Origin of the sequence: Proteus sp. NMG38-2, from assembly GCF_020640995.1 — a bacterium.
In the GTDB taxonomy this organism is placed as follows: Bacteria; Pseudomonadota; Gammaproteobacteria; order Enterobacterales; family Enterobacteriaceae; genus Proteus.
This window is the reverse complement of the sequence record NZ_CP085481.1, coordinates 230,440-247,303: the sequence shown is the minus strand read 5'-3', so window position 1 is coordinate 247,303 and position 16,864 is coordinate 230,440. Positions and strand designations below refer to the sequence as shown.

General features: G+C 40.0%; 12 protein-coding genes and 3 tRNA genes. 4 read left to right on the top strand and 11 right to left on the bottom strand.

Translation table 11 applies throughout. The annotated features are described in order from the left end of the window. Window positions 1-2: 2 nt before the first annotated feature. The 7 genes from hflK to tsaE form a co-directional block, all read right to left on the bottom strand. The gene (hflK, locus tag LG402_RS01240; RefSeq protein ID WP_166540281.1) at window positions 3-1,277 is read right to left on the bottom strand and encodes an FtsH protease activity modulator HflK; all 1,275 of its coding nucleotides are present in this window, start codon (window positions 1,275-1,277) and stop codon (window positions 3-5) included. A gap of 92 nt (window positions 1,278-1,369) precedes the next feature. Continuing rightward, a complete protein-coding gene (gene hflX / locus LG402_RS01235; RefSeq protein WP_109408475.1) occupies window positions 1,370-2,653 on the bottom strand; it encodes a ribosome rescue GTPase HflX in 1,284 nt (427 codons plus the stop codon). A 94-nt stretch (window positions 2,654-2,747) separates the two neighbouring features. Next, the gene (gene hfq, locus LG402_RS01230) at window positions 2,748-3,035 is read right to left on the bottom strand and encodes an RNA chaperone Hfq (protein ID WP_072069604.1); all 288 of its coding nucleotides are present in this window, start codon (window positions 3,033-3,035) and stop codon (window positions 2,748-2,750) included. A gap of 109 nt (window positions 3,036-3,144) precedes the next feature. After that, on the bottom strand, window positions 3,145-4,086 hold the full coding sequence (gene miaA / locus LG402_RS01225) for a tRNA (adenosine(37)-N6)-dimethylallyltransferase MiaA (protein ID WP_227336299.1): 942 nt from the start codon (window positions 4,084-4,086) through the stop codon (window positions 3,145-3,147). Further along, on the bottom strand, window positions 4,079-6,055 hold the full coding sequence (gene mutL / locus LG402_RS01220) for a DNA mismatch repair endonuclease MutL (RefSeq protein WP_227336298.1): 1,977 nt from the start codon (window positions 6,053-6,055) through the stop codon (window positions 4,079-4,081). The genes miaA and mutL overlap by 8 nt, the downstream gene beginning before the upstream one ends. Window positions 6,056-6,078: 23 nt before the next feature. Continuing rightward, window positions 6,079-7,404 (bottom strand): N-acetylmuramoyl-L-alanine amidase, encoded by a 1,326-nt coding sequence (locus LG402_RS01215; protein ID WP_227336297.1) that lies wholly within the window; start codon window positions 7,402-7,404, stop codon window positions 6,079-6,081. A gap of 13 nt (window positions 7,405-7,417) precedes the next feature. Next, entirely contained in the window at window positions 7,418-7,885 is a 468-nt protein-coding gene (tsaE, locus tag LG402_RS01210; RefSeq protein WP_072069608.1) for a tRNA (adenosine(37)-N6)-threonylcarbamoyltransferase complex ATPase subunit type 1 TsaE, read from the bottom strand. Window positions 7,886-8,109: 224 nt separating this feature from the next. Here tsaE and queG point away from each other — a divergent pair, with 224 nt between their 5' ends. Further along, window positions 8,110-9,264 carry a tRNA epoxyqueuosine(34) reductase QueG gene (queG, locus tag LG402_RS01205; protein WP_166540277.1) on the top strand — a complete coding sequence of 385 codons (1,155 nt, stop codon included), beginning with the start codon at window positions 8,110-8,112 and terminating at the stop codon, window positions 9,262-9,264. Between the two features lie 719 nt (window positions 9,265-9,983). Here the strand turns inward: queG and LG402_RS01200 are convergent. The 4 genes from LG402_RS01200 to orn all read right to left on the bottom strand — a co-directional run bounded on the left by LG402_RS01200 (window position 9,984) and on the right by orn (window position 10,994). Then, window positions 9,984-10,059, bottom strand: a tRNA-Gly gene (locus LG402_RS01200). Window positions 10,060-10,094: 35 nt separating this feature from the next. Next, window positions 10,095-10,170 (bottom strand) — tRNA-Gly (locus tag LG402_RS01195). A 36-nt stretch (window positions 10,171-10,206) separates the two neighbouring features. Next, window positions 10,207-10,282 (bottom strand) — tRNA-Gly (locus LG402_RS01190). Window positions 10,283-10,448: 166 nt separating this feature from the next. Then, a complete protein-coding gene (orn, locus tag LG402_RS01185) occupies window positions 10,449-10,994 on the bottom strand; it encodes an oligoribonuclease (protein WP_166540276.1) in 546 nt (181 codons plus the stop codon). Window positions 10,995-11,109: 115 nt separating this feature from the next. Between orn and rsgA the strand changes: the two genes are divergently transcribed. From rsgA to mscM, 3 genes are all read left to right on the top strand, one after another. After that, window positions 11,110-12,168, top strand: coding sequence for a small ribosomal subunit biogenesis GTPase RsgA (rsgA, locus tag LG402_RS01180; protein WP_166540275.1), 1,059 nt, complete (start codon window positions 11,110-11,112; stop codon window positions 12,166-12,168). 88 nt (window positions 12,169-12,256) lie between these two features. Continuing rightward, the gene (asd, locus tag LG402_RS01175) at window positions 12,257-13,153 is read left to right on the top strand and encodes an archaetidylserine decarboxylase (protein WP_109410176.1); all 897 of its coding nucleotides are present in this window, start codon (window positions 12,257-12,259) and stop codon (window positions 13,151-13,153) included. Window positions 13,154-13,175: 22 nt separating this feature from the next. Continuing rightward, window positions 13,176-16,511, top strand: a complete 3,336-nt coding sequence (mscM, locus tag LG402_RS01170) for a miniconductance mechanosensitive channel MscM (RefSeq protein WP_166540274.1) — start codon at window positions 13,176-13,178, stop codon at window positions 16,509-16,511. Window positions 16,512-16,864 lie beyond the last annotated feature (353 nt).

The following is a 16,864-nucleotide window of genomic DNA, read 5'->3' as shown; positions in this document are numbered from 1 at the left end:
GATTATTGTCCTCCTTGATTATTGCCGTAAGGCTGACCATAACCGCCATTATTACTACCATATCCACCATTACCATAAGTCGTTGTTGCTGGTTTTTGTGTCGGTGTTGGATTTACAGTTGGAGCTGGTGCGGGCATACGAGCCGACGCCTCAAGGGTATTTGATGCTCCCGATTGAGATGGCTGACGTAGCATTTGCTCTAAAGGTAGCACTAACATGCTGTTACCTTTATCATTTGCAATAATTTTACGTGTTTTCGATAGCACTTTTTCCATCGTTTCAATGTAAAGACGCTCGCGAGTAATTTCAGGAGCTGCACGATACTCAGGTAAGATTTTAGCAAAGCTAGCTACCTCACCCTCTGCTCTCATCACCACACTGGTTTTATACGCTGTTGCTTCTTCAATCATACGTTGTGCGTTACCTTTAGCTAACGGTAACACTTCGTTTTTATAAGCCTCAGCTTGACGAATTGTTTTTTGTTCTTCTTCACGAGCCGCAATTACGTCATCGAATGCTGCTTTTACAGCTTCTGGTGGGCGCGCAACTTGGAAGTTGACGTCCACAATAGAGATACCCATATTATAAGGGCGGATAGTCTCTTCTAATTCTTGACGCGTCTGGTCACGAATTTCTGAACGGTTTGAAGTCAGAATTTTTTCCATTTCTGAACGACCAATAACACCACGTACAGCACTGTCAGTTGCTTGACCTAAACTGTTAATAGGTGTTGTGAGGTTAAACAGAAATGTTTCTGGATCAGAGACAACGTACTGTACGTTTATCTCAACTTGAACCATATTTTCATCTGACGTTAACATCATGCCACCCGTGGTTAAATCACGGATAGTTTTCACGTTAACAGGCTGAACTTCATCAACAAAAGTCGGTTTCCAGTTCAGACCGGGTTCAACGATTTGGTAAAATTTACCAAAACGCGTCACGACACCCTGTTCTGCTTCTTTAATGGTATAAAAACCACTTGCAGCCCAAACTACGACAACCGCACCTAATGCAAGAGAAATCAAAAGATTTCCAGCATTACCACGAGGCCCGCCATTTTGCCCAGAAGAGGAGTTTCCACCTTTTTTACCGCCGAAACCACCAAGTTTTTCACTCAGTTTACGGAACATATCATCGAGATCTGATGCTCCACGATTCCGACCTCCTTGATTGCCGTTGGAGTTACCGTTACCATCGCCATTATTATTGCCGCTGTTACGGTTACCCCACGGGTCGCGGTCTTGTCCGTTGTTACCGGGCTGATTCCACGCCATGTTCTAGCTCCATTATTATGATTAGATTTATCAGGCTTAAGAGCCGATTTCGTCGCCAGCTCTCAGTTAATGTTCTTTTTTATGGCCGAATATCAGACCACGTAATCCAATAAATTGGGTTCCTGCTTGCAAAGGCGATGCCAGTCTACCATAGGCATACGTATGATTAGCCCAACTTTACCGTCTTTTTCAATCCATTCACGCTCTATTGACTGTAATTGATAAAAACGACTACGCAAGCGCCCTGTATCTTCTGGCGGTAAACGTAATTCAAAGTGTGCGATCTCACCTGAAAGACGTTCTGTCAACGCCTGATATAACAGAGGAATACCTTCGCCTGTTTGTGCTGAAACCCAAACCCTAACGGGTAAGTTTTCTTCATTTCGATCAATTCTTGGTGTGAAGTCTTCAAGAAGATCAATTTTGTTCATGACATGCAGTGTTGGTATTTCTTGAGCATCTATCTCTTCTAATACACTTTCAACTGCATGAATATTCTCCTCAAAACGACTATCTGCTGCATCAATAACATGAAGAAGTAAGGTTGCTTCTCGTGTTTCTTGCAAAGTCGCTTTAAAAGCAGCAACAAGATCATGAGGTAAATGTCGAATAAATCCAACGGTATCAGCCAATACAACCGTTCCCACATCATCAACTTGAATACGTCTTAATGTAGGATCCAATGTTGCAAACAACTGATCTGCCGCATACACATCAGAACAGGTAATATGATTAAATAAACTCGATTTTCCTGCATTCGTGTAACCAACAAGGGATAATGTTGGAATATCAGCTTTACTCCGCGCTTGTCTTCCTTGTTCACGCTGACGCTCAACCCTACCCAATCGCATTAGAATTTGACTAATTTTACCTCGGAGTAAGCGGCGGTCCGTTTCTAGCTGAGTTTCACCTGGTCCTCGTAACCCAATCCCCCCTTTTTGTCTTTCAAGGTGAGTCCACCCTCTGACTAAACGAGTTGATAAGTGACGTAACTGGGCGAGTTCTACCTGTAGCTTTCCTTCATGAGTTCTTGCTCTTTGAGCAAAAATATCAAGGATAACTCCCGTGCGATCAACAACACGGCATTCACAAAGTCTTTCCAGATTTCGTTCTTGTGCCGGTGTCAGTGCATGATTAAATAAAACAACATCTGCACCACTTGCTTTTACAGCCTCGGCAATTTCTTCTGCCTTACCTTCACCCACATAATATTTGGGATGAGGCGCTTTACGATTTCCTGTAATAATCTGAACTGGCTTAACACCCGCAGATGTCACCAAGGATTCAAATTCTTGCAAATCATCAACATCCTTTTCCTGAGAAAAGAAGACGTGCACTAAGACGGCGAGTTCGCCACCTTCATAACGATCAAACAAAGGCGAAACCTCTTGGACTTTATAAAAACAGGAAAAAACATAGGTAAAGTCTCCCTACCTATGTTTTTCTTATATCAAGAATAATAATGGATAATTATTCTGCAACATCATCCTGCTGAGTAGCGCTACCGCTATAACCTGTACCAGTTTGATTCGTACCTGTGTTGCTATGATGAGAAACAGGACGCGAAGGTACCACGGTAGAGATAGCATGTTTATATACCATCTGGCTTACTGTGTTTTTCAGCAAAATAACAAATTGGTCAAAAGATTCGATCTGACCCTGCAATTTAATACCGTTTACCAAATAGATAGAAACGGGAACCCTTTCACGACGTAATGCGTTCAGGAAAGGATCTTGCAAAGATTGCCCCTTAGCCATTCTATGTTTTCCTTATTTTGTTGTTTTATATTAGAACCCAATTGGTTCGAAAAATGAACTACTCAAAAATTGCGCTTTAGCAACTATCAATTTTACACAAACCTACCATCTATGCACTAACTACCTGCAAAACAGTGTCAAGAGATTGTTTCGGATCTTCACTATCAAGCCAGTGAATATCATTCCAGCCTCTTAACCAGGTGATTTGTCGTTTCGCTAATTGCCGGGTAGCACAGATCCCTCGATAAACCATCTCATCATAATCTATTTCGCCTGATAAATATGACCACATCTGGCGATAACCGACACAACGTACAGAAGGTAAATCTTCATGCAAATCACCCCGTTCATATAATAATTTTACTTCATCTTCAAATCCACACGTTAACATCTGTTTAAAACGTGCTTCAATGCGTTGGTGAAGAACATTTCTATCTTTCGGAGCAATCGCAAATTGATAAACATCATAGGGCAAAGATTCGCCTGATATTTTTGTCAACTCTGTCATTGTTTTACCTGAAATCAGGTAAACTTCTAGCGCACGAGAAAGCCGTTGAGGATCATTAGGATGTATTCGTTGCGCAGCAACGGGGTCAACTAATGCAAGCTCTTTATGTATCGCCTCCCATCCTTTCTCCGTTGCTTTTTTCTCTATTTCAGCACGAACCTCTGGATTGGCACTAGGTAAAGGCGATAGGCCATCAAGTAACGCTTTAAAATATAGCATAGTCCCACCCACTAATAGTGGAATTCGCCCAGCAGCTGTAATTTCTTCCATTGCACTTAATGCATCTCGGCGAAAATCTGCTGCTGAGTAAGGTAATGCTGGGTCTAGAATATCAATTAACCGGTGTGGCGCAAGCGATTGCTCTGTCGCATCTGGCTTAGCTGTTCCAATATCCATCCCACGATAGATAAGAGCAGAATCCACACTAATAATATCTACAGGTAGTTTTTGTCTTAGTGCTATTGCTAATGCTGTTTTACCTGACGCTGTAGGCCCCATTAAAAAAATAGCTTTAGGTTTTATTTGTGTGTTTACATCACTCATTATTTAATGCCGCTACCACCGATTGTAATTCTATTAATTGTAATAAGTTTTTTGCTGGCTGTCTGACATATTGAGGACAAAGTCTTTCAATATCTGCCAATAACCCGACAGCTTGAGCTTGTGACCATGTTGCTTGCTCTGCGCTTATCTGTTTTGCAAACCACTGCCCAAGCTGTTGTTTTGTGCATGATTTTTCAATCGATAAATACGCCAATAATGCGGCCAGTAACACAGGTAAATTTTGCTGACGCAAAGGCAACGGTACTGCATATATTGTTGCTTTACCCTGTAAAATTTCAATAGTAATACCAAAATCACTGATTAATGCGTGAAACTGATTGAATACATTAATTTCTTCTTTACTTAATGCTAATTTTAAAGGCACTAACAAAGGTTGGGGCTTCAATATTTCATCTTTAGGCAATAATTGCGCACATTTTAACAGAAAATCAGCTTGTTCCAATGATAACAGCCCAAGACCTTGTGAAGATTCTATTAACGCATATTTCTGCTGATAAATTGCCAATACTCGCCCAAAAGTATAATCAGTTTGCCCTTCTTTCGCATTGACAGAACGAGGCATCACCGAAATCACATCGTCTTCAATATTATTAGTTGTATGAACGATTTCATCTAAATTCAATGGGGCACGTTCAGGAAATAACGGTATTTTTTCTTTATCGTTTGATGTAGAAGCACTTTCTTGCATCATTTTTTGATAAAGCGCGCCTTGTGTGCGTTGATAGCTTTCACCAAACTGACGATTTTCACCGAATTGGCGAGGTTGTTTTTGATGATGAGTATCCCGTTCATTAACTTGATGTGACTGAACTCTATTAGAGGCGTTTTGACTAGTGGGTGTTTGATAAGGCTGTGAAAATACGTTTTCACCTGCTACTTGACGATTTTCAGGAAAACTCAACGCAATTTCATTATCTTCTTCATCTAAAGTCTGTGATAAAGGCGTCTGTGTGGCTTGTCGTAAAACACTCAACACCCCCTGATAAATAAAATCATGCACTAAACGTGATTCATGAAAGCGGACTTCATGTTTAGCTGGATGAACATTAACATCCACTTGATGAGGATCAACGCTCAAATAGAGGATATAAGAAGGCTGTTGTTCTCCTTGCAAATACCCATCATAAGCCTGACGAATAGCATGATTAATCAACCTATCACGCATCATTCGTCCATTCACATAACAATATTGAATGTCACTGCATTGCACTGATGATAAGGGGTGTTCTACCCAACCTTTTATCGCTAAATCACCATGTTCCCACGATAAATGCATCGATTGATTGACAAAGTTATTACCGCAAATCGCACTCAGACGGCGATTTTGCTGGCTTTCATCTTTTACTGCACGGTATTGGCGAACACGTTTGCCATTATGGGTAAGATTAATAGAGACATCAAAGCGTGATAACGCAATTCTGCGAACCACTTCATCAATATGTGCAAATTCTGTTTTTTCAGTGCGTAAAAATTTACGTCTTGCCGGCGTATTATAAAACAGATCAAGGACTTCAACCGTACTCCCCACAGGATGAGCTGCGGGTTTAACGGTAACGGCCATATCTCGGCCTTCTGCATAAGCTTGCCACGCTTCATCTTGAGATTGTGTGCGTGAGGTCAGCGTTAGACGAGAAACAGAGCTAATACTGGCTAATGCTTCTCCACGAAATCCCATACTTATTATGGCTTCAAGATCATCAAGACTTGATATTTTACTAGTTGCATGGCGAGCAAGTGCTAACTTCAAATCATCGCGATTGATGCCACATCCATTATCACGAATACGGATAAGTTTGGCGCCACCTTTATCGATATCAATATCAATTGTAGTCGCCCCTGCATCTAAACTATTTTCGAGTAACTCTTTGACCACAGATGCAGGTCTTTCAACAACTTCCCCTGCGGCAATTTGATTTGCAAGCTGAGGAGGTAATAAATTTATCGCCATTACCTTTATTCCCTTTTACTCAATCAATTGGGTGCATTTTGTAAAGGATGAGCCAGAAAATAATTTCTTAAACCCGCATGAATAGAAGCGGCAAGTTTTTCTTGATAAGCATCAGAAATCAGTAACTGCTCTTCAGCTGCATGACTAATAAAACCCGTTTCAACTAAAATTGAAGGGATATCCGGTGAACGTAACACGCCTAAACTCGCATGTTCTGGTGTCTTTTTATGCAAAGACCCAACTTTTCTCAACTCAGATAACACAGCAACAGCAACGTCATAACCCACACGCTGTGAATTACCAAATTGCAAATCAAGTACCGTTTGACTTAAATAAGGATCAGCCCCATCAGATAAAGCATCACCTGCACCACCAAGTAATTCAGATTGCTTTTCACTTTGTTCAAGCCATTTACCTAATTCACTGTTTGCTCGACGATTAGAAAGCACCCACACAGAAGCGCCTCTTGCACTGCGATTAGGGGCCGAGTCTGCATGGATAGAAACTAACATATTCGCATTTTGCTTACGGGCAACTTCCGAACGTCCAGCAACGGAAATAAAATAGTCACCATTACGAGTTAATACCGGTTTAAACATCGGATCGTTATGTAAACGAGTTTCTAATTTTCTTGCCACACTTAAAGTGACATCTTTTTCACGATTACCTTTCTGGCCTATCGCACCAGGATCTTGCCCACCATGACCTGCATCTATCGCAATAATAATTTGACGAGAGCCCGCTTGTGGTTTTGATGGAGTGGTACGTGGTTTCACAATAGGAGCAACTGGGGCAATCTCTGTTTTGGGTGTCATGGTTAAAGGCGCCATTTCTCTATTTATATTTGAGGCTGACGCCGTCATTGTTGTCGGCGCTAAAGCGACCACATTCACGGTGGGTTGAGAGTGATTATTTTGTCGAGCATTCATTGGTTTGATAGTAAGCGCTAACTTATAATCACCGCTTACATTCATTAGACTTTCAGTCACAACAACTGGCTGGGCAAGTTCCACGACCATACTTTGGTATTGGCTATCTTTTGATTGCGTTGCACGAATTTTATGAACTAACTGCCCATTGCCTAATGTTGCAGGCAACCCTGTAATTTTTGTGCTCTGTTTAAAATCCATCACCAAACGGTCAGGATTTTTTAATGAATAATATCGATAGCTAGGCTTCCCACCACTAAAAGAGAATGTGAGGGTTGTTGCTGAAATACCGTTTTCTGCTTTTACTTCTGTCACAGTAGCGGCTTGTGCTATTTGCACAAAAAATAAAGACAAAACAACCAACAGAAAGGCAACAACATAGCGCTGACTTTGACTCACAATGGTGATGAGACTCGACATAATCAATATTCCTTTATGCAGACTGAATATGGGATAAAACAGTATTCCCTCTTTGTGAAAGGGCAACAAAACGCGCTTTTCGACCTTCATCTTCATAGCTTAAATGAAGTTCTAAATCGGCGTTAGGTAAAAAGCCTTCGCCTTGTGATGGCCATTCAATAAGACATAACGCGTCTTGCTCAAAATAGTCGCGTATTCCCATAAATTCCAGCTCCTCCGCCGATGCTAAACGATAAAGATCGAAATGATAAACAGGATTCGGCGAAAGCATATAAGGCTCAACTAATGTATATGTTGGGCTTTTAACATGCCCTTGATGACCAAGCGCTTGCAAAAAGCCTCGGCTAAAGGTTGTTTTTCCAGCACCAAGATCGCCATATAAATAAATGATCAATCCGCTATGATTAGTCGCCATTGCAACAGTACGCCCTAGTTCAACTGTTGCCGCTTCATCTTCTAATGTAACAACCCATTCTTTCATATTTATATAATCTATTGTTAAGTTATAACGGCTTAATAAAGAGAGATCGTTGGATAACCTCAAATACCAAGCTTTATATGTTCTCTTAAGGCAAATAGTTATCGAAATAACTATCAAATAACCATACCATAAATCTATTTATTGCGCGGATTTTTCCTACTGGCTCACTATGATACACTGCGCGCTCTTAGGACTCACCTCTTACCTATTGATTCGGTTTATTCATGTCATCACTCGATCTTAATCTTCTCGCTCAAAACATTAAATTATGGGGTTCTGAGCTAGGTTTTCAACAAACTGGGATATGTGATACTGACTTATCACTTGAAGAGCCTCGCTTACAAGCTTGGTTAGATAAACAATATCATGGCGAAATGGCATGGATGGCGAAATATGGTATGACGCGTGCAAGACCTCATGAACTTGTGCCTGGCACATTGCGGGTTATTAGCGTGAGAATGAATTACCTTCCCACAGATGCCGCTTTCGCACGAACATTAAATAATCCAGAACAAGGCTATATTAGTCGCTATGCACTAGGTCGGGATTATCACAAAGTATTAAGGCAGCGTCTTAAAAAGCTCGGCGAAAAAATTACTCAATATTGCCAACAATATGAATATCAAGGGATCGTCAATTTTCGTCCTTTCGTTGATTCAGCACCTATAATGGAACGCCCTTTAGCGGTTAAAGCTGGACTTGGCTGGGTTGGTAAACACTCACTTGTTATCAACAACCAAGCTGGCTCTTGGTTCTTTCTAGGTGAGTTACTTATCGATTTGCCTTTACCCACAGATAGCCCTGTCGAAGAACAATGTGGTAAATGTGTCGCTTGCATGACAACGTGCCCGACTGGCGCCATTGTCGAGCCTTATACTATCGATGCACGGCGGTGTATTTCGTATCTTACAATTGAGCTTGATGGCGCGATCCCTGAAGAATTTCGCCCATTAATGGGTAACCGCATCTATGGTTGTGATGATTGTCAGCTTATTTGTCCTTGGAATCGCTTCTCATCATTGACAGATGAAGAGGATTTCTCTCCCCGCCGAGCACTTCATACACCTGAATTACTCGATCTTTTTCAATGGAGTGAAGAAAAATTTCTTCGTATAACAGAAGGTTCGCCGATCCGTCGTATTGGTTACTTACGCTGGATTAGAAATATTAGCGTGGCGTTAGGAAATGCGCCTTATCAAGATAAAATTATACTTGCCTTGAAAGAGCGCTTTGGATTAAGTGATGTTTTAGATGAACATTTGAATTGGGCAATTGCCCAGCAGACAGCAAAACGAAATGAAAAAGAGGTGAAAATACAGACTTCACAACAAAAACGTCTAGTAAGAGCAATAACTAAAGGCTTACCGAGAGATGCTTAGTTTTTAACATAATAAACATATAACGAGTAATCTTTAATTTCACCTGTGAATAAAATAAAAACCCCTTGCCTATCAACATGAAAAAAAAATTCAAGCGAACTAAGACTCAATTTTCAAAAAAATTAAAATAAACTGAATTATCAAATAGATATAAAATCCAATTGATTTATTGAAGAGAATAATATCCTTATCACTTAATGATAGGTATCTGTGGATAACTCTGTGCAGTAAAAAAATAAATAGTGCTTAGATGCGGTGGTTATTAGCATCTCACTGTGGATAAATCAATTTGGGAAGATTTTAAGAATAGTAGAATATTTATTACATTTTTTTAAAGAAAAGCGCCTAAAACCCTTTCTTTTTTCTAAAATACTATTCAATGCATGTTTAACAGAATAAAGGCCTAAAACCGAAAAAATGATCTTGCCTTTTATTTCCCCCTTAAATGAGGAAAGGCGCACATTCTAGTGCCGTCAAAATAGAAAAGCAAGCAAAGATCAAAGATAGATCACAAAAAAATAGCTTGATCTTACATGCATTAACGACATTTCTTTTTTTGCACAATAATCACTCACACTCTCTTTACGTGTATTAAGTAAAATTCCCTAATTTATGATCCTAAAACAGTGTAGTCGATATTTAAAAAAGCGAGAGGAAAAACTTAAAATTTTCTTTATGGGGATTAAAAGTAAGATTTGTTGAAACAGAAGAGAAAAACTTGGAGCGGGAAACGAGACTCGAACTCGCGACCCCAACCTTGGCAAGGTTGTGCTCTACCAACTGAGCTATTCCCGCATTTGGTAAGTTTTGACAATAGTTAGTAAAAGATTTGGAGCGGGAAACGAGACTCGAACTCGCGACCCCAACCTTGGCAAGGTTGTGCTCTACCAACTGAGCTATTCCCGCATCACATAACACTACTAACAATCGTCTAAGAAAGATTGGAGCGGGAAACGAGACTCGAACTCGCGACCCCAACCTTGGCAAGGTTGTGCTCTACCAACTGAGCTATTCCCGCATCTTTCTTACACCCGTACAAATAAAATTCTTCATCGGTACGGGAAGCGCATTATACGAGAAAAATGCTTAACCGCAAGCCCTTATCAACAAAAAAATGCGTTTTTTTGATTGCATGCTGATAAAATCATCACAATGATGCAATATCAATCATGAGTGCACATTTTTCACTCTTTAATAAAGGTCTTACGATAATAGTCTAGCTCTGCAATAGATTCACGAATATCATCTAATGCTTGATGAGTATTCTTTTTCTTAAAACCGTCTAAAATTTCAGGCTTCCAACGACGCGCCAACTCTTTTAATGTACTGACATCAAGATAGCGGTAGTGAAAATATTGCTCTAGCTCTGGCATATAACGGTACAAAAAACGTCGGTCTTGGCCCACACTATTGCCACAAATAGGTGATACCCCTTTAGGCACCCATTTTTCTAGGAATTCAATTGTCGCTTTTTGTGCTGAATTATCATCATATTGACTGGCTTTCACACGCTCAACTAAACCACTACCAGTATGAGTGCGAGTATTCCATTCATCCATTAAACTCAGTTGTTCATCCGATTGGTGTACAGCAATTACTGGGCCTTCGGCTAAAATATTAAGTTGAGGATCTGTCACAATGGTGGCAATTTCGATGATACGGTCACATTCAGGATCAAGACCGGTCATTTCCAGATCTATCCAGATCAGATTGTTCTCGCTTTTTGACATAATATATCCTAGCTGTTTCTAAGTGTGAGACATGATATTTTAGCGTTTATCATAGCGCGTTTACTCAATAAGCACGACAGAAGAACATCTAACCGAATAATACAAGTGAGGATCGGTGACAAAACGTAAATTATCTAAAGGCCAGCAACGTCGAGTACAAGAAAACCATAAAAAGCGTTTGCAGAGCAAAGAGAAAAAAAACCACGTTGAATTAGACGATACGCAATTAGGCGAAGCGTCCGAAGGTTTAGTCATTAGCCGTTTTGGCCAACATGCAGATATTGAAGCAACTGACGGCTCGATTACTCGATGCAATATCCGACGCACAATTTCATCCTTAGTGACAGGTGATAAAGTTGTGTGGCGCCCTGCGCTACAAATACAAGAAAATGTCCGAGTGAATGGTATCGTTGAAGCGGTACATGAGCGTACCTCTGTGCTAACACGCCCTGACTATTATGATGGAATTAAACCTATTGCGGCAAACATTGACCAGATTATTATTGTCTCCGCCATTTTGCCTGAGTTGTCTTTAAATATTATCGACCGTTACCTTGTCGCTTGCGAAACGTTAAATGTTGAACCTCTAATTGTGCTCAATAAAATCGATATGTTAGATGAACAAAGTCGTAAGACAGTTAGTGAATGGATGCAGACTTATAAAGACATTGGTTATCGTGTCCTTGAAGTCTCTAGCTATACTAAAGAAGGGCTAGATGCGCTCACGCAAGAACTTATCGGCCGTATCTCTATTTTTGCTGGGCAGTCTGGTGTGGGTAAATCAAGCTTACTTAACACGCTACTACCACCGATGGAAGAAAGTATTGTTGTTAATCAGGTCTCTGATAACTCTGGTTTAGGGCAACATACAACAACCGCATCACGTCTTTACCATTTCCCACAAGGCGGAGATGTGATTGATTCTCCAGGTGTCCGTGAATTTGGCTTATGGCATTTAACGCCTGATCAAGTGACAAAAGGATTTGTTGAATTTAGACCGTACCTTGGTGGTTGTAAATTCCGCGATTGTAAACATTTAGACGATCCGGGTTGCTTAATCAGTGAAGCCGTAAAGAAGGGTGAAATATCAGAAACACGCTTTGAAAACTACCATCGTATTTTAGAAAGTATGAGTCAGGTGAAAGTTCGTAAGAACATTAATTTAGACTCTTAATAATTGATTCACTGACAACCCTATTAAGGGTGGGTACAATAGACCCCTTTTGTCTATTTTTTATCGTTTAATCCCAGAGGTTGCCATTTTGGACAAGCTAAAAATTAAACTACAGTATTTATTGCCTAAATTATGGCTCACACAGCTAGCAGGTTGGTTTGCAAACAAAAAAGCGGGTGCAATCACCCAGTTTGTTATCAAAGCCTTCGCAAAAGCCTATAAAGTCGATATGAATGAAGCGAAAGACAGCCAGTTCCAAGCTTATTCAACATTCAATGAGTTCTTTATCCGGGCTTTAAAAGACGGCGTACGTCCTATTGTTGAAGGTGATGACAAACTTGCATTACCAGCAGACGGTGCTGTCAGCCAACTTGGTCTTATCCAAGACGATCAAATTCTGCAAGCTAAAGGACATCATTACACTCTTGAAGCGTTACTCGCAGGTAACTTTATGTTGGCAGATAAGTTCCGTAATGGTCAGTTTATTACGACATATCTTTCGCCTCGCGATTACCACCGTGTTCACATGCCTTGCGATGGTTTATTAAAAGAGATGATTTATGTTCCTGGTGATCTCTTCTCCGTTAATCCATTAACGGCGGCCAATGTACCAAACTTATTTGCACGTAATGAACGCATTATTTGTCTTTTTGAAACACAATTTGGTCCAATGATACAAATTCTGGTAGGTGCAACTATTGTCGGTAGTATTGAAACGATTTGGTGTGGCATGGTAACACCGCCTCGTGAAGGTATTATTAAACGTTGGACTTATCCTCAAGCAGACAAAGCAGGAGCGATATTCTTGAAAAAAGGTGAGGAAATGGGCCGATTTAAGTTAGGCTCAACAGTCATCAACCTTTTCCCTGAAAATACCGTTCAATTGAATAAAGATCTTATGAATGGCTCCGTTACATTAATGGGGGAACAATTAGGTTCCATCATCAATGTTGCTGGCAATGACGCTAACGCCATCAGTGAATAATACGTAATTCGGAGTAACCTTTGTGCGCCTGATAATCAGTCTTTTCTTCTCGCTCTTTTTGACTTTTTCGTTAAGCACATCTGCAATATCAGCAGATGTAGAGAAATTACGTCAAGATATTAAACAACTTGAAGGAAGTACTAATCCTCAAGATATTGAGGCTGTTCAGGCGCTACAAGGCACTATCAACTGGATTAATGATGGTGAAAAAGCGCAAAAAAATGCAGACAACTATCAAAAAACCATTGATGATTATCCAGAGATCACCAAAGAACTCAGAACTAAGCTTCTTGAAGAAAGTCACGCAGTTCCAACTATCCCAGAAAAAATTAGCATTCCTGATTTAGAACAGAAAATTATTCAAGTCAGTAGCCAATTAATGGAGCAAGCAAGGCTTCAACAGCAAGAACAAGACAAAAGCCGTGAAATCAGTGAGTCTTTAAATTTATTGCCTCAACAACTCTCGGAAGCACGTCGTTTATTGAGTGACGCAACAGCAAGGCTTGCCTCTGTCAGTGCATCAACAACACCGTTAACAGAAGCTCAAAATAAGCTGACTCAAGCTGAAGTAACAGCTCGTAAGGCGATGGTTAATGAGCTAGAAATGGCACAGCTATCAGCGAATAATCGCCAAGAAATAGCACGTCTTCGCTTAGAACTATTTAAAAAACGCTATCAACGCCTTGATGTACAACTACAACAATTACGTAGTTTATTGAATATAAAACGCCAAGAAGTCGCTGATCTTGCGTTAGAAAAAACAGAGATGTTAGCAGAACAAGGTGGCGAATTACCTGAGTTTCTGACAAAACAGATCCAAACTAATCGTGAACTTTCGCAGATCCTGAATAAACAAACTCAGGAAATGAGTGAGCTATCAGAAAAACAGCGCATCACCACCCAACAAACACAACAAGTCCGCCAAACACTAACAACTATTCGAGAGCAAGCTCAATGGTTAAGTGGCTCAACAGCCTTAGGTGAAGCACTAAGAACACAACTTTCTCGTTTACCTGAAATGCCTCGTTCACAAGAACTTGATAGAGATATTATTCAATTACGTGTTGAGCGTTTAGGTTATGAGGATATGCTGGAAAACTTAAGTAAGATCCAGCCACCAGAAACTGCCGATGGCTCTAAATTGCCTGAAGCTCAGCAATATATTTTTGATTCTCTTATCCAAGCACGCCATGAGTTATTAAATTCTCTGCTATCCGGTTATGATTCTCAAATTCTTGAGTTAACAAAACTGAAAGTTGCCACAACACAATTAGCGGATGCTTTAAAAGAAACAAAAGACGCGACAAACCGTTATATGTTCTGGGTTGCCGATATCAGCCCTATCAAATTCAATTATCCGGTTTTATTAGTCAAAGATATCACTCGGTTACTTTCGTTAGATACCTTTTCACAATTAGGCCATGCAGCTGTTAGCATGCTTAAAAACCAAGATACGTTTCTATTCCTGTTTGTTACCTTATCAATTGTTGGTTTTAGCCTTCGTACTCGAAAGCACTACAACGCCTTTCTTGAAAGGGTCAGTAACCGTATTGGTAAAGTCACTCAAGATCATTTTTCACTGACAATACGCACCGTATTTTGGTCTATTTTAATTGCACTTCCGCTACCTCTGTTATGGTCTGCGGTTGGTTATGGCTTACAAAGTGTTGAATGGCGTTATCCAATGGCTGGCGCAATTGGCTATGGTGTAACGGCGGCCGCTCCCGTGTTGTGGCTATTTATGATCAGTGCAACCTTCGCACGTCATAACGGTTTATTTATTGCTCAATTTAAATGGAAAGAAAGTAGAGTCAAAAAAGCAATGCGTTTTTACCAGCTTTCCATTTTTGTCATCGTCCCGCTGATGATGTCATTAATTACCTTTGAATATTATAGTGATAGAGAATTTGCACCAACCGTTGGTCGCTTCTGTTTCTTGCTACTCTGTATCGCCCTAAGCTTTATTACTTCCAGTCTTAAAAAAGCCCATGTTCCCCTTTATCTTGATAAACATGGATCTGGTGATAATGCAATAAACACTATCTTATGGTGGTTCTTACTTCTTGCTCCTGTTATTGCAGGCTTAGCCGCTGTTTTAGGTTACCTTTCTACCTCGATTGTCTTGCTTGGCCGTTTAGAAATGTCAGTAGCAATTTGGTTTGCTTTACTGATTATCTATCACATTATTCAACGTTGGATGCTTATTCAACGTCGTAAATTAGCCTTTGAACGAGCTAAACAGAAACGGGCTGAAATTCTCGCCCAACGTGCAAAAGGCGAAGATGAAAATACCATAGTAGGCAGTAGCGGTGAGAGTACTGTAGGGCTAGAAATAGAGGCTCAAGAAATAGACCTTGATGCAATCAGTGCGCAATCTATTGGTTTAGTTCGCTCTATTCTGACTATGATTGCATTAGTGTCGATGATCTTATTATGGTCTGAATTAAACACTGCATTTTCCTTTGTCGATAATATTCGTCTTTGGGATGTAACCTCATCGGTGAATGGAGTTAACACCATACAACCTATTACCATGGGATCTATTTTAGTGGCGATCCTTGTGATTATTATCACTACGCAATTGGTGAGAAACTTACCCGCTTTACTTGAACTGGCTATTTTACAACATTTAGATTTAACGCCAGGTACAGGCTATGCCATTACTACCATGACTAAATACAGCATCACTCTAATTGGTAGTATTGTAGGCTTCTCTTTATTAGGGATTGAATGGTCAAAATTACAATGGTTAGTCGCAGCAATGGGGGTTGGGTTAGGCTTTGGTTTACAAGAAATTTTTGCCAATATCATTTCAGGGTTGATGATCTTATTTGAAAAACCGATCCGTATTGGTGATACCGTAACCATTCGTAATTTGACGGGGAATATTTCTAAGATCAACACCCGAGCGACAACGTTGACCGACTGGGATAGAAAAGAGATTATCGTACCGAATAAAGCCTTTATCACAGAACAATTTATTAACTGGTCTCTGTCGGACTCTGTTACCCGTATTGTGATGACCATTCCTGCCCCCGCAGACTGCAACAGTGAGCACGTCACCAATGTCTTATTAGAAGCATCAAAACGCTCTACGATGATTTTAGAGAACCCAGCACCTGAGGTTTATTTAGTCGATTTACAACAAGGTATTCAGATTTTCGAATTACGTGTTTATGCCGCAGAGATGGGGCATAGAATGCCAGCGAGACATGAAATTCATCAAAATATTCTCTTAGCTTTTGCAGAACATGGTATCCCATTACCATTCCCACCATTCCAAGCAAGAGTGGATATGATGGGTAATACAATTCGTAGCTCAATGCGAGCAACACCTAGAGAAGTCGGTGGGTTATAATCCCCCTTCAATTTATTTGATAAAAAGCCATTATCTTCTTGAAAAAAAAGAAAGGTAATGGCTCTATTCTTTTCTTCCTCATTCCTTTCATCCCCTTTTCTGACGCCTTTTTCATTCTATTCTGTGTAGCTGTTTCTCTTATAGCTTATTGATTGTATAAAATTAATCCGCATTTTCTTCTTAGCCTCTTATTTCTAGAAAAAAAACAAATTATTTTTTGATTTTTTGTTTAATAAAATTGATAAGTAATAACATAAAGAAACTATCTACCACTCGATAGTAGTATGAATATAATAAAGTGAGCATCATAAAAAGCTCACTATTCTTTCAGGAAAATATTTTTAATACGGTAT